Below are 13,313 nucleotides of genomic sequence, written 5' to 3'. Positions count from 1 at the left end.
CATGTCGTCCATGACTCCCCAGGAGATCGTCTCCGAACTCGATCGCCACATCGTCGGCCAGAAGGACGCCAAGCGCGCCGTGGCCATCGCACTGCGCAACCGCTGGCGCCGCCAGCAGGTCGAAGAGAAGCTGCGCGTGGAGATCACGCCCAAGAACATCCTCATGATCGGTCCCACGGGCGTGGGCAAGACCGAGATCGCGCGGCGCCTGGCCAAGCTGGCCGATGCGCCATTCATCAAGGTCGAGGCGACCAAGTTCACCGAAGTCGGCTATGTCGGCAAGGACGTGGACTCCATCGTCCGCGACCTGGTCGACTCGGCCGTCAAGCAGACGCGCGAGCAGGCCATGCGCAAGGTGCGCACGCGCGCCGAGGGCGCGGCCGAGGAGCGCGTGCTCGACGTGCTGCTGCCGCCCGCGCGCGTGCCGGCCACCGAGGCCTCCTTCGGCTTTTCCGCCGGCAGCCCGGCCGAGAAGCCGGCCGACAGCACCGCGCGCCAGGCCTTCCGCAAGAAACTGCGCGAGCACCAGCTGGACGACAAGGAGATCGAGATCGACGTGGCCGACGCCAAGCAGCCGCTGGAGATCATGGGCCCGCCCGGCATGGAGGAGATGACCGAGCAGCTGCGCGGCATGTTCAGCCAGATGGGCCAGCACAAGCGCAAGACGCGCAAGCTGCGCATCGGCGAGGCCATGAAGCTCTTGACCGAGGAAGAAGCCGCCAAGCTCGTCAACGAGGAGGAGATCAAGCTCGAGGCCGTGCACAACGCCGAGCAGAACGGCATCGTCTTCATCGACGAGATCGACAAGGTCACCTCGCGCAGCGAAGGGCAGGCCGGCGAGGTCTCGCGCCAGGGCGTGCAGCGCGACCTGCTGCCGCTGGTCGAGGGCACGGCCGTGACGACCAAGTACGGCGTGGTGCGGACCGACCACATCCTGTTCATCGCCTCGGGCGCGTTCCATCTGTCCAAGCCCAGCGACCTGATCCCCGAGCTGCAGGGGCGCTTTCCGATCCGGGTGGAACTGCAGTCGCTGTCGGTCCAGGACTTCGAGGCCATCCTCACGCAGACCCACGCCTCGCTGGTGCGCCAGTACCAGGCGCTGCTGGCGACCGAGAACGTCACGCTGGAGTTCACGCCCGAGGGCGTCACGCGGCTGGCCCACATCGCCTACGAGGTCAACGAACGCACCGAGAACATCGGCGCGCGCCGCCTGTCCACGGTGCTCGAGCGGCTGCTGGACGAGGTCAGCTTCGAGGCTGCCAAACTGGGCGGACAGACGGTCGTCGTCGATGCCGCCTACGTCAATGCACGTCTGGAGGCGCTGAGCCGCGACGAGGATCTGTCGCGCTATATCCTGTGAAACGCGTACCAGGGCGTACCTGTGTATGCAGCCAGTGGGTCGAAGTCGAGAAGCTCAACACGTACATTGAATATTCGTGCTAAGTACTTCTTTTTTAACGATTTTTACCCTTTTATGGCGCTGCGATTCTGCTAGCTAAGTCATTGATTTGATTACAAAAAGACGGGCCACCCATCGGGTGGCCCGTGCGTTTGGTGCTACAGTGGGAAAAGGTGCAGTTTTGTGGGGTGGAGGGGCTATTTCAGCCCAAATTTCCCCGGCACGAACCCAAGGTGGTGCGCGGTGTTTCAAGGGCCTTCGTCGCTCAGTCTCGATGCAAAGGGTCGGCTATCCATGCCGACCCGGTATCGGCCTGCGCTCGAATCGGAGGCCGGCGGCAAGGGTGCATTGACCATCACCCGCCATCCCCACGGCTGTCTCATGGTCTATCCCCGGCCCGAATGGGAGCTGTTTCGCGCGCGCATCGCAGCCCTGCCGGCCGAGGCCCACTGGTGGAAGCGCATCTTCCTGGGCAACGCCATGGACGTTGACATGGACGCCAGCGGCCGCGTGCTGATCGCGCCCGAACTGCGCGAGGCGGTCGGCATCACCAAAGACACCATGCTGCTGGGCATGGGCAACCACCTGGAGCTGTGGGACAAGCCGACCTACCTGGCCAAGGAAGCCGAGGCCATGAAGGCCGCGCCGCCCGAGGCGTTCAAGGACATCGCTTTTTAAGGGCAGACGGTGGAAACCTCATGGATTCACACCACCGTCTTGTTGAACGAAGCAGTCGAGGCTCTTTTCAACAAGCAGGCACAGCCGGCACCGGGTGCGGCACGCACCTTCGTGGACGCGACCTTCGGCCGCGGCGGCCACAGCCGGCTGTTGCTGACGCGGCTGGGCCCCAACGACCGGCTGGTCGCATTCGACCGCGACCCCGAGGCCGTTGCCGCTGCTGCGCAGATCACCGATCCGCGCTTTTCGATCCGGCACGAGGCCTTCCACGCGCTGGGCGAGCTGCCCGAGGCCAGCGTGGCCGGCGTGCTGATGGACATCGGGGTCAGCTCGCCCCAGATCGACGATCCGGCGCGGGGCTTCAGCTTCCGTGCCGATGGACCGCTGGACATGCGCATGGACACGACGCGCGGCGCTAGCGTGGCCGAGTGGCTTGCCACGGCCGACACCACAACCATCGCGGAGGTGATTCGTGACTATGGCGAAGAACGGTTTGCTGTTCCGATTGCAAAGGCGATTGTTGCTCGCCGACAGGAACGGGGCCCTGTTTCAACCACCGCCGAGCTGGCCCAACTCGTGGCTGGCGCGGTCAAAACCCGCGAGCCGGGCAAGGACCCTGCAACGCGCACATTTCAGGCTCTTCGGATTCACATCAACGCCGAGCTTGAAGAGCTGCAACAGGCGCTGAATGGCGCGTTGCGCGTGCTGGCGCCGGGCGGCCGGCTGGCGGTGATCAGCTTCCACTCGCTGGAGGACCGCATCGTCAAGCAGTTCATCGCGCGCCATGCCAAGGAGACGGTGGACCGCCGTTCGCCCGACTGGATGCTGGGCAAGGGCACGGCCATGCCGCTCAAGTCGCTGGGCCGCGTGATGCCCTCGGCCGCCGAGGTCGCCGCCAACCCGCGCGCGCGCAGCGCGGTCATGCGCGTGGCGGAGAGGACGGGCGCATGAGCGAAGCGAAGTTCTGCCGCCGGGCCGCCCCAAGGCGGAACGCGACCCCCTCGGGGGGCAGCGCAGTACACGCAGTGACAAGCGTGGGGGCCCTATGACGCGCCTGAACCTCGTGCTGCTGCTGGCCGTGCTGGCCAGCGCCATGTACCTCGTGCGCACGCAGTACGAGTCGCGCAACCTCACGGTGCAGCTGGACCGCGAGACGCGGCTCGCGCGCCGGCTCGACGTGGAGTTCGACCGCCTGCAGGTCGAGCGCCGGGGCCAGGCCACGCCGCTGCGCGTGGAAAAGCTGGCCAAGGAGCAGCTGCAGATGCGCACCACCACGCCGGCCATCACGCAATACGTCAGTGCCAGCACCGGCGCCCTGATCCCGCTGCCCGCGGCTCCCGCGGCCTCGGCGGCCTCGGCGCCGCAACGTCCGGGAGCCCGGCGATGAGCCGCAACAGCCGTAGCGTGCGCTACACCTCCAGTCCGCTGCTGGCCGGCAAGACGCCGGTCTGGCGCAGCAAGTTCGTCGTGGCCGCGCTGGCCCTGGGCTTTCTCGGCCTGACCGCGCGCGCCGCCTACATCCAGGTCATCGAGAACGACTTCTTCCAGCGCCAGGGCAAGGTGCGCTTCATGCGCACGCTGGAGCTGCCGGCCAGCCGCGGCCGCGTGCTGGACCGCAACGGCCTGCTGCTCGCGGGCAGCGTGGTGGCGGCCAGCATCTGGGCCATCCCCGAGGAGGTGGACCGCGACCCGGCCAAGCTGCGCCAGCTGGCCAAGCTGCTGGACATGCCCATCGCCGACCTCAACAAGCGCCTGGAGGACGAGGACAAGACCTTCGTCTGGCTGCGCCGCCAGGTCGATGCACCGATCGCCCAGCAGATCATGGCGCTCAAGATCAAGGGCGTCCACGAGCGCCCCGAGTACAAGCGCCACTACCCCGAGGGCGAGTCCGCCGCCCACGTGGTCGGCTTCACCAACGTGGAAGACCAGGGCCAGGAGGGCGTGGAGCTGGCCTTCCAGCACGAGCTGCTGGGCAAGGCCGGCTCGCGCCGCGTGATCAAGGACCGGCTCGGCCGCGTGGTCGAGGACATCGGCGACGAGGTGCCGCCCGTGGACGGGCGCGACATCCAGCTGTCCATCGACAGCAAGGTGCAATTCTTCGCCTACCAGAAGCTGCGCGACGCCGTGGCCCAGCACAAGGCCAAGGCCGGCAGCGTCGTGGTGCTGGACGCCATCACGGGCGAGGTGCTGGCGCTGGCCAACTACCCCAGCTACGTGCCGGACCAGCGCCGCAACCTGACCGGCGAGCAGCTGCGCAACCGGGCCATCACCGACACCTTCGAGCCGGGCTCGACCATGAAGCCGATCACGGCCGCCATGGCGCTGGAGGCCGGCCGCGTCACGCCGCAGACCATCATCGAGACCAACCCGGGGCGTTTCCAGATCGGTGGCTTCACGATCAGCGACACGCACAACTACGGCACGCTGACCGTGGAGGGCGTGATCCAGAAATCGTCCAACGTCGGCGCGCTCAAGATCGCCCAGAAGATGACGCCGCACGAGATGTGGGACACCTTCACGGCGCTGGGCTACGGCCAGAAGCCCCAGGTGCAGTTCCCCGGCGCCGTCACGGGCCGGCTGCGGCCCTGGAAGAGCTGGAAGCCCGTCGAGCAGGCGACCATGGCCTACGGCTACGGCCTGTCGGCCTCGCTGTTCCAGATGGTGCAGTCGTACACGGCCTTCGCGCACGACGGCTCCATCATCCCCGTCACCATGCTCAAGCACAGCGAGCCGGCCGTCGGCACGCAGGTGTTCTCGGCCAAGAACGCCGCTGCCGTGCGCCGCATGCTGCAGATGGCGGCCGGCCCCGGTGGCACGGGCCAGCTGGCGCAGACCGTGGGCTATTCGGTGGGCGGCAAGTCGGGCACGGCGCGCAAGCAGGCCGGCAAGGGCTATGCCGTCGGCAAGTACCGCGCGTGGTTCACAGGCATGGCGCCCATCGACAAGCCCCGCATCATCGTCGGCGTGATGGTGGACGAGCCCAGCAACGGCACCTACTACGGTGGCACCGTGGCCGCCCCGGTGTTCAGCGAGGTCGTGCAGCAGACCCTGCGCATGATGGGCGTGCAGCCCGACATGGCCGTCAAGCCCCAGGTGGTCGCCACCACCGTGGAGGAGTCGTTCTGATGCCAGCACCGGCCAGCATCGCCACCGTGCAGGACTGCGCCGCCTGGCTGCGCGGCCGTGTCACGGGCGTGCTGCACACCGACAGCCGCCAGGTCGGCCCGGGCGACGGCTTCATCGCCTGGCCCGGCGCGGCCACGGACGGCCGGCGCTTCGTGCCGCAGGCCCTGGCCCAGGGCGCGGCCGCCTGCCTGGTCGAGCGCGCGGGCAGCGAGGCCTACGGCTTCGACGGCGAGGCCGTGGCCACCTTCGCGGGCCTGAAGGCCGGCTCCGGCCCGATCGCCGCGGCCTACTACGAACACCCTTCGCAGGCGCTGGACCTGCTGGCCGTGACGGGGACCAACGGCAAGACCTCCACCGCCTGGTGGCTGGCCCAGGCGCTGGGCCAGGCCCAGCTGGCCGCGGGCCAGGTGCCCAGCGGCTGCGCCGTGGTCGGCACGCTGGGCACGGGCGTGCCGCCGGCCCTGGTCTCCACGGGCATGACCACGCCCGACCCGGTGCTGCTGCAGGCGCGGCTGCGCGAGTTCGTGGACACCGGCCTGGCGGCCTGCGCCATCGAGGCTTCGTCCATCGGCATCGCCGAGCGCCGGCTCGATGGCACGCGCATCCGCGTGGCCATCTTCACGAACTTCACGCAGGACCACCTGGACTACCACGGCTCCATGGCCGCCTATTGGGAGGCCAAGGCCGAATTGTTCGCCTGGCCGGGCCTGCAGGCCGCCGTCGTCAACGTCGACGATGCCCATGGCCGCGGCCTGGCCGACCAGTTGGCTGGTGGCGCGCTGGACCTGTGGACCGTCTCGGCCCAGGGCGCCGCGCGCCTGGTCGCCACCGAGATTGGCTACGCCGCCGGCGGCCTGGCCTTCACGGTGCGCGAAGGCGCGCAACACCTGCGACTGGCCACGCCCTTGATCGGCCAGTACAACGTCAACAACCTGCTGGGCGTTATCGCCGCCCTGCGTGCGCTGGGCCATGCGCTGCCGGCGGCCGTTGCGGCCTGCCAGGCGCTGCTGCCCGTTCCCGGCCGCATGGAGCGCATCGCGCTGGACGGCCAGCCGCTGGTGGCCATCGACTACGCCCACACGCCCGACGCGCTCGAACAGGCGCTGCGGGCCCTGCGCCCACTGGCCCAGGCCCGCGGCGGCCGGCTCTGGTGCGTGTTCGGCTGCGGTGGCAACCGCGACGCCGGCAAGCGCCCGCTGATGGGCGCCGTGGCCGAGCGTGCCGCCGACCGCGTGGTGGTGACCAGCGACAACCCCCGGCAGGAAACCCCGGAGAGCATCATCGAGCAGATTCTTGCGGGCCTCACCGAGCGCGCCCGCGCACAGGTGCAGGCCGACCGCGCCCGCGCCATCGCCGAAACCCTGGCCCAGGCCGCCGCCCACGACGTGGTGCTGCTGGCCGGCAAGGGCCATGAGACCACCCAGGAGATCGCCGGCGCCAAGCTGCCGTTCTCCGACCGCACGCAGGCCGAAGCCGCGCTGGCCGCGCGCACCTCCCGGACCGCCGGAGGTGCCGCATGCTGAGCCTGCGCCAGGCCCTGGCCTGGATCCCCGGCGGCGAATTGCACGGCGACGGCGCCGTGCGCTGCGCGCGCGTGCACAGCGACACGCGCTCGCTGGCCCCAGGCGACCTGTTCGTCGCGATCCGCGGCGAGCGCTTCGACGCCAACGGCATGCTGCGCGAGGCCAAGGCCGCCGGTGCCACGGCCGCGCTGTGCCTGCGCGGCGCCAGCGGCGGCTTCGCGGCGCACGGCCTGCCCTGCATCGAGGTCGACGACACCATCGCCGCGCTGGGCCAGCTCGCGCGTGGCTGGCGCGCCCAGTTCACGCTGCCGCTGGTGGCCGTGACGGGCAGCAATGGCAAGACCACGGTCACGCAGATGGTTGCGGCCATCCTGCGCGCGGCGGCTGGCGAGGGCGCTTTCGCCACGCAGGGCAACCTCAACAACGACATCGGCCTGCCGCTCACGCTGCTGCGCCTGCGCGCCGGCCACCGCCTGGGCGTGGTCGAGCTGGGCATGAACCACCCGGGCGAGATCGCCCAGCTGGCCGCCATCGCCCAGCCCACGGTGGCCGTGGTCAACAACGCGCAGCGCGAGCACATGGAATTCATGGCCACGGTCGAGGCCGTGGCGCGCGAGAACGGCAGCGTGATCGCTGCGCTGCCGCCCAGCGGCACCGTGGTGCTGCCGGCCGGCGACACCTACCTGCCGCTGTGGCGCGCGATGGCCGGCCAGCGCCGCGCCATCACCTTCGGCCTGGACGCACCGGGCGCCGAAGTCCGCGCCGACGAGCCGCGCTGGTCCGGCGGCGCCTGGCAGGTGCGCGTGCACACGCCGCAGGGCGGTTTCGCGCTGCGCCTGCGCATCGCGGGCCGGCACAACGTGCAGAACGCGCTGGCCGCCACGGCCTGCGCGCTGGCGGCCGGCGTGCCCATCGCGTCCATCGCCGCAGGCCTGGCTGCCTTCGAGCCGGTCAAGGGCCGCTCGCGTGCGCTCGCGCTGGCGGGTGGCCGCACGCTGGTGGACGACAGCTACAACGCCAACCCCGACTCCGTGGCGGCCGCGATCGCCGTGCTGGCCGCGCTGCCGGGCCCGCGCCTCCTGGTGCTGGGCGACATGGGCGAGGTCGGCGACGCCGGCCCGCGCTTTCACGCCGAGGCCGGCGAACAGGCGCGCGCGGCCGGCATCGAGCACCTGCTCGCGCTGGGCGTGCAGAGCGCAGGCAGCGTGGCGGCCTTCGGTGCCGGCGGCCGGCATTTCGACGACGCGCAGGCGCTGATCGAAGCCGCCCGCGCGCTCGCGCCGCAGGTGGCCAGCGTGCTGGTCAAGGGTTCGCGCTTCATGAAGATGGAGCGCGTGGTCGAGGCACTGCAGCAGGAGGGCGCCCATGCTGCTTAGCCTGGCCCAATGGCTGCAGACGCTGTCGCCGGAACTGAGCTTCCTGCGCGTGTTCCAGTACATCACCTTCCGTGCGGTCATGGCCGCGATGACGGCCCTGGTCATCGGCATCGGCATGGGGCCGTTCGTGATCCGCAAGCTGCGCGCGCTCAAGATCGGCCAGCCCATCCGCGGCTACGGCATCGAGGCGCATCTGGCCAAGAGCGGCACGCCGACCATGGGCGGGGTGCTGATCCTGCTGTCGATCGCGCTGTCCACGCTGCTCTGGTTCGACCTGTCCAACCGCTTCGTCTGGATCGTGATGCTGGTCACCTTCGGTTTCGGCGCGATCGGCTGGGTCGACGACTGGCGCAAGGTCGTGCGCAAGGACCCCGAGGGCATGCGCTCGCGCGAGAAGTACCTGTGGCAGTCGCTGATCGGGCTGGTGGCCGCGGTCTACCTGGTGTTCTCGATCTCCGAGAACTCCAACCAGCGCGTGTTCGAGCTGTTCATGGCCTGGGTGCAGTCCGGCTTCGACCTGAGCCTGCCGCCCAAGGCCGGCCTGCAGGTGCCGTTCTTCAAGGAGGTCAGCTACCCGCTGGGCGTCCTGGGCTTCGTGGTCATGACCTACCTGGTGATCGTCGGCGCGTCCAACGCCGTGAACCTGACCGACGGGCTGGACGGCCTGGCCATCATGCCCGTGATCCTGGTCGGGGCGGCGCTGGGCCTGTTCTGCTATGTGACCGGCAACGCCGTGTTCGCCCGGTACCTGCTGCTGCCCAACATCGCGGGTGCGGGCGAACTCATGATCTTCTGCGCCGCAATGTCGGGGGCGGGCCTGGCCTTCCTGTGGTTCAACGCCCATCCGGCCCAGGTCTTCATGGGCGACGTGGGTGCGCTGGCGCTCGGCGGTGCGCTCGGCACCATCGCCGTGATCGTGCGCCAGGAGATCGTGCTGGCCATCATGGGCGGCATCTTCGTGGTCGAGGCGCTGTCCGTGATCATCCAGGTCAGCTGGTTCAAGTACACGCGCAAGAAGTACGGCGTGGGCCGGCGCATCCTCAAGATGGCGCCGCTGCACCACCACTTCGAGAAGAGCGGTTGGAAGGAGACGCAGGTGGTCGTGCGCTTCTGGATCGTGACCATGCTGCTGTGCCTCATCGGCCTGTCGACGCTGAAACTCCGATGAAGCACCTGCAAGACCTCTCCGTGCTGATCCTGGGCCTGGGCGCTTCCGGGCTGGCGATGGCGCGCTGGTGCGCCGCCCACGGTGCGCGCGTGACCGTGGCCGACACGCGCGAGGCGCCGCCGCAGCTGGGCCCGCTGCAGGCCGAGCTGCCGCAGGTGCGCTTCGTCGCGGGCCCGTTCAGCGCCGCCCTCGTCGAGGGCCAGGACGTGCGCGCCGTCTACCGCTCGCCCGGCCTGTCGCCCGCGCAGCTGGCGCCGGTGCTGGATGCCGCGCGCGCCATCGGCCTCGTCGTCGGCGGCGAACTCGACCTGTTCGCGCAGGCGATCGAGGACCTGCGCGACGCGGAAGTGCCAGCCGAGGCCGAAGACGCCCCGGAACAGGAAGCGCAAGAGTCGGAGCAGGCCGAAGAACCCATCCACGCCGCGCCGTCCGATGACACCGCACCGTCCGAATCGGCCCCGCCGCCGGCCGCGCCCGCACTGGCCGATGACGACGACAGCAGCCTGCCGCCCATCGCGCCGCCGCCGGTGGAGACCGGCTACCGCCCTGCCGTGCTGGCCATCACCGGCACCAACGGCAAGACCACCGTGACCTCGCTGACGGGTCAATTGGTCGAGCGCGCCGGCAAGCGCGTGGCCGTGGCCGGCAACATCGGCCCCACGCTGCTGGACACGCTGGCCGCGCGCATCGCCGCCGACGACCTGCCCGAGGTCTGGGTGCTGGAGCTGTCCAGCTTCCAGCTCGACGCCTGCAGCCGGTTCGAGCCGACGGCCGCGACGGTGCTCAACCTCACACAGGACCACCTGGACTGGCACGGCAGCATGGCCGCCTACGCCCAGGCCAAGGCGCGCATCTTCGGCGCACGCACGCTGATGCTGCTCAACCGCGACGACGCCGAGGTCATGGCCATGCTGCCCAAGCCGGTGGTGCCCAAGGGCTCCAAGGCCAGGCCGGTGCCGCGCGACTACCAGAGCTTCGGCGCCGACCTGCCGCAGCGCCCGGGCGACTGGGGCCTGGAGGTCGTCAACGGCATCGCCTGGTTGGTGCGTGCGCGCGAGAGCGATGGCTTGAAGCGCAAGCGCTCCGAGGCGCCCGAGGAGCTGAGCCTGCAGCGCCTGATGCCGGCCGATGCGCTGCGCATCCGCGGCCGCCACAACGCCGTGAACGCGCTGGCCGCGCTGGCGCTGGCCCAGTCCGCCGGCTGCGCGCTGGCGCCCATGCTCTACGGGCTGCGCGAGTACCGTGGCGAGCCGCACCGCGTGGAGCCCGTCGCCCTCATTGAGGACATCGAGTACTTCGACGACAGCAAGGGCACCAACGTGGGCGCCACCGTCGCCGCGCTGAACGGTCTGGGCGCGGAGCGCCGCGTGGTCGCGATCCTGGGCGGCGACGGCAAGGGCCAGGACTTCGCGCCGCTGGCGCCGCCCGTGGCCGCGTTCGCACGCGCCGTGGTGCTGATCGGCCGCGACGCGCCCTTGATCCGCGCCGCGCTGGCCGAGGCCGGCGTCGCCTTGGTCGATGCCGCCAGCATGGAAGACGCCGTGCGCCTGGCCACCGAGCGAGCCCAGCCCGGCGACGCCGTGCTGATGTCGCCGGCCTGCGCCAGCTTCGACATGTTCCGCAACTACGAGCACCGCGCCGAGGTCTTCCGCGCCGCGGTGGGCGTGCTGGCCGATGCCGCCGGTGTCGGCATGGAGGGCTCCCTGTGAATCTGCCATTCCTGCGCCTGCCCAACTGGTTCCGCGGCCTGCCGCAGGCCGCCGCCGACGCGCTGCCCGTGCGCCTGGGTCTGGGCGGCTATGCCCAGACGCGCGCCACGCCCGTGCGCGTGCTGGGCTTCGACCAGACGCTGCTGTGGGTCTGCGTGGCACTGCTGGCCTGGGGGCTGGTCATGGTGTATTCGGCCTCCATCGCGATGCCGGACAACCCGCGCTTCAAGAACTACACCCAGACCCACTTCCTGGTGCGCCATGCCATCGCCATCGGCGTGGCCTTCGTCTTCGCGCTGCTGGCCTTCCAGGTGCCGATGCAGACCTGGGAGAAGTACTCGGGCTGGCTGTTCGTGTTCTCGGTCGCGCTGCTGGTGCTGGTGTTGGTGCCGTTCATCGGCAAGGGCGTCAACGGTGCGCGGCGCTGGATCTCCATCGGCATCATGAACTTCCAGCCCTCCGAACTGGCCAAGCTCGCGGTGGTGTTCTATGCCTCGGCCTACATGGTCCGCAAGATGGAAGTGAAGGAGAACTTCTGGCGCGCCGTGCTGCCCATGGGCGTGGCCATCGCGCTGGTCGGTGTGCTGCTGCTGCTGGAGCCCGACATGGGCGCCTTCATGGTGATCGCCATCGTCGCCATGGGCATCCTGTTCCTGGGCGGCGTCAACGCGCGCATGTTCTTCCTGATCGCGGCCGTGCTGCTGACCGCCTTCAGCCTCATGATCCTGACCTCCGAATGGCGGCGCGAGCGGATCTTCGCCTACCTCAACCCCTGGGACGAGAAGCACGCGCTGGGCAAGGGCTACCAGCTGTCGCACTCGCTGATCGCCATCGGCCGCGGCGAGGTCTTCGGCGTGGGGCTGGGCGGCAGCGTCGAGAAGCTGCACTGGCTGCCCGAGGCCCACACCGACTTCCTGCTCGCGGTGATCGGCGAGGAGTTCGGGCTGGTCGGCGTGGTCTGCGTGATCGTGCTGTTCTACTGGCTGATCCGCCGCATCATGCACATCGGCCGCCAGGCCATCGCGCTGGACCGCGTGTTCTCCGGCCTCGCGGCCCAGGGCATCGGCGTGTGGATGGGCTTTCAGGCCTTCATCAACATGGGCGTGAACCTGGGCGCGCTGCCGACCAAGGGGCTCACGCTGCCGCTCATGAGCTTCGGCGGCTCGGCCATCCTGCTCAACGTGGTGGCCATCGCGGTGGTGCTGCGGGTCGACTACGAAAGCCGGCAACTCATGCACGGAGGCCGCGGCCTGTGACGCATCTGGTGGTCATGGCGGCAGGAACGGGCGGGCACGTGATGCCGGGCCTGGCGGTGGCGCGCGAGCTGCAAGCGCGCGGCTGGACCGTCAGCTGGCTGGGCACGCGCACGGGGATGGAGAACCGCCTCGTGCCGCCCTCGGGCATCGCGCTGGACGCCATCGGCTTTTCGGGTCTGCGCGGCAAGGGCCTCGTGCACACGCTGACCGGCGGCATGCGCATGCTGGGTGCCTTCTGGTCCTGCCTGCAGATCCTGCGCCGGCGCCGCGCCGACGTGGTGCTCGGCATGGGCGGCTACGTCTGCTTCCCGGGCGGGCTGATGGCGGCCGCGCTCGGCAAGCCGCTGGCCCTGGTCAATGCCGACGCGGCCCTGCTCATGAGCAACAAGGCGCTGCTGCCCGTGGCGGACTTCGTTGCCTTCGGCTTCGACGGCCCGGACGTGGCGCGCGTCAAGAAGTCGCAGGTCACGGGCAACCCGGTGCGGCGCGAGATCGAGGCGCTGCCGGCGCCGGCCCAGCGCTTCGCCGGCCGCAGCGGCCCGCTGCGCGTGCTGGTGGTCGGCGGCAGCCTGGGCGCGCGCGTGCTCAACGAATGCCTGCCGCAGGCGCTGGCCGCGATGGACCCCGCCCAGCGGCCCCAGGTGCTGCACCAGTGCGGCCAGGGCAACGACGCGGCCGTGGCCCAGGCCTATGCGGCCGCCGGCGTCACGGCCCAGGCCGTGCCCTTCATCGAGGACATGGCCCAGGCCCTGGCCGATTGCGACGTGGTGGTCTGCCGGGCCGGCGCCGTGACGGTCAGCGAACTGTGCGCCGCGGGCGTGGCCGCGGTGCTGGTGCCGCTGATCGTGAGCACCACGGCGCACCAACGCGACAACGCGCAGTGGCTGGCCGGCCAGGGTGCCGGCATGCACCTGCCGCAGACCGAACTCAACCCGAGCCGGCTGGCACAGCTGCTGGCCGGACTCTCGCGCGACGCACTGCAGGCCATGGCGGCCAAGGCGCGCGCATTGGCGAAACCCCAGGCGGCCGCACGTGTCGCCGACCAGATCGAAGCATTGGCCCGCGCATGAAGCACGCC

Annotated in this window: 11 protein-coding genes; all 11 read left to right on the top strand. The window is 70.2% G+C overall.

Annotation, left to right across the window (positions count from 1 at the left end; genetic code table 11):
• Position 1 precedes the first annotated feature (1 nt).
• The 11 genes from hslU to murG all read left to right on the top strand — a co-directional run bounded on the left by hslU (position 2) and on the right by murG (position 13,305).
• Positions 2–1,360, top strand: a complete 1,359-nt coding sequence (gene hslU / locus IE209_RS07125) for an ATP-dependent protease ATPase subunit HslU (protein WP_189686260.1) — start codon at positions 2–4, stop codon at positions 1,358–1,360.
• A 282-nt stretch (positions 1,361–1,642) separates the two neighbouring features.
• On the top strand, positions 1,643–2,077 hold the full coding sequence (mraZ, locus tag IE209_RS07120) for a division/cell wall cluster transcriptional repressor MraZ (protein WP_189686259.1): 435 nt from the start codon (positions 1,643–1,645) through the stop codon (positions 2,075–2,077).
• A gap of 9 nt (positions 2,078–2,086) precedes the next feature.
• Positions 2,087–3,028, top strand: coding sequence for a 16S rRNA (cytosine(1402)-N(4))-methyltransferase RsmH (gene rsmH, locus IE209_RS07115; RefSeq protein WP_189686258.1), 942 nt, complete (start codon positions 2,087–2,089; stop codon positions 3,026–3,028).
• A 94-nt stretch (positions 3,029–3,122) separates the two neighbouring features.
• The gene (ftsL, locus tag IE209_RS07110; RefSeq protein WP_189686257.1) at positions 3,123–3,464 is read left to right on the top strand and encodes a cell division protein FtsL; all 342 of its coding nucleotides are present in this window, start codon (positions 3,123–3,125) and stop codon (positions 3,462–3,464) included.
• On the top strand, positions 3,461–5,203 hold the full coding sequence (locus tag IE209_RS07105) for a peptidoglycan D,D-transpeptidase FtsI family protein (RefSeq protein ID WP_189686256.1): 1,743 nt from the start codon (positions 3,461–3,463) through the stop codon (positions 5,201–5,203). The genes ftsL and IE209_RS07105 overlap by 4 nt, the downstream gene beginning before the upstream one ends.
• Positions 5,203–6,726, top strand: a complete 1,524-nt coding sequence (locus tag IE209_RS07100; RefSeq protein ID WP_189686255.1) for a UDP-N-acetylmuramoyl-L-alanyl-D-glutamate--2,6-diaminopimelate ligase — start codon at positions 5,203–5,205, stop codon at positions 6,724–6,726. Before IE209_RS07105 ends, IE209_RS07100 begins: the two co-directional genes overlap by 1 nt.
• On the top strand, positions 6,720–8,102 hold the full coding sequence (locus IE209_RS07095; RefSeq protein WP_189686254.1) for a UDP-N-acetylmuramoyl-tripeptide--D-alanyl-D-alanine ligase: 1,383 nt from the start codon (positions 6,720–6,722) through the stop codon (positions 8,100–8,102). Before IE209_RS07100 ends, IE209_RS07095 begins: the two co-directional genes overlap by 7 nt.
• Positions 8,092–9,270, top strand: a complete 1,179-nt coding sequence (gene mraY / locus IE209_RS07090) for a phospho-N-acetylmuramoyl-pentapeptide-transferase (protein WP_189686253.1) — start codon at positions 8,092–8,094, stop codon at positions 9,268–9,270. The genes IE209_RS07095 and mraY overlap by 11 nt, the downstream gene beginning before the upstream one ends.
• A complete protein-coding gene (gene murD, locus IE209_RS07085) occupies positions 9,267–10,979 on the top strand; it encodes a UDP-N-acetylmuramoyl-L-alanine--D-glutamate ligase (RefSeq protein ID WP_189686252.1) in 1,713 nt (570 codons plus the stop codon). The genes mraY and murD overlap by 4 nt, the downstream gene beginning before the upstream one ends.
• Positions 10,976–12,235 carry a putative lipid II flippase FtsW gene (gene ftsW / locus IE209_RS07080; protein ID WP_229882719.1) on the top strand — a complete coding sequence of 420 codons (1,260 nt, stop codon included), beginning with the start codon at positions 10,976–10,978 and terminating at the stop codon, positions 12,233–12,235. Before murD ends, ftsW begins: the two co-directional genes overlap by 4 nt.
• Positions 12,232–13,305, top strand: a complete 1,074-nt coding sequence (murG, locus tag IE209_RS07075) for an undecaprenyldiphospho-muramoylpentapeptide beta-N-acetylglucosaminyltransferase (protein WP_373305297.1) — start codon at positions 12,232–12,234, stop codon at positions 13,303–13,305. Before ftsW ends, murG begins: the two co-directional genes overlap by 4 nt.
• Positions 13,306–13,313: the final 8 nt, after the last annotated feature.

Origin of the sequence: Pseudorhodoferax aquiterrae (assembly GCF_014652235.1) — a bacterium.
Lineage (GTDB): Bacteria > Pseudomonadota > Gammaproteobacteria > Burkholderiales > Burkholderiaceae_C > Pseudorhodoferax > Pseudorhodoferax aquiterrae.
This window is presented reverse-complemented; position numbering and strand designations above follow the sequence as displayed.

Excerpts from the sequence above, each read along its gene's own strand:
- hslU (WP_189686260.1), top strand. The coding sequence starts at position 2 with ATGTCGTCCATGACTCCCCAGGAGATCGTCTCCGAACTCGATCGCCAC.
- ftsL (WP_189686257.1), top strand. The coding sequence starts at position 3,123 with ATGACGCGCCTGAACCTCGTGCTGCTGCTGGCCGTGCTGGCCAGCGCC.
- IE209_RS07105 (WP_189686256.1), top strand. The coding sequence starts at position 3,461 with ATGAGCCGCAACAGCCGTAGCGTGCGCTACACCTCCAGTCCGCTGCTG.
- IE209_RS07100 (WP_189686255.1), top strand. The coding sequence starts at position 5,203 with ATGCCAGCACCGGCCAGCATCGCCACCGTGCAGGACTGCGCCGCCTGG.
- IE209_RS07095 (WP_189686254.1), top strand. The coding sequence starts at position 6,720 with ATGCTGAGCCTGCGCCAGGCCCTGGCCTGGATCCCCGGCGGCGAATTG.
- mraY (WP_189686253.1), top strand. The coding sequence starts at position 8,092 with ATGCTGCTTAGCCTGGCCCAATGGCTGCAGACGCTGTCGCCGGAACTG.
- murD (WP_189686252.1), top strand. The coding sequence starts at position 9,267 with ATGAAGCACCTGCAAGACCTCTCCGTGCTGATCCTGGGCCTGGGCGCT.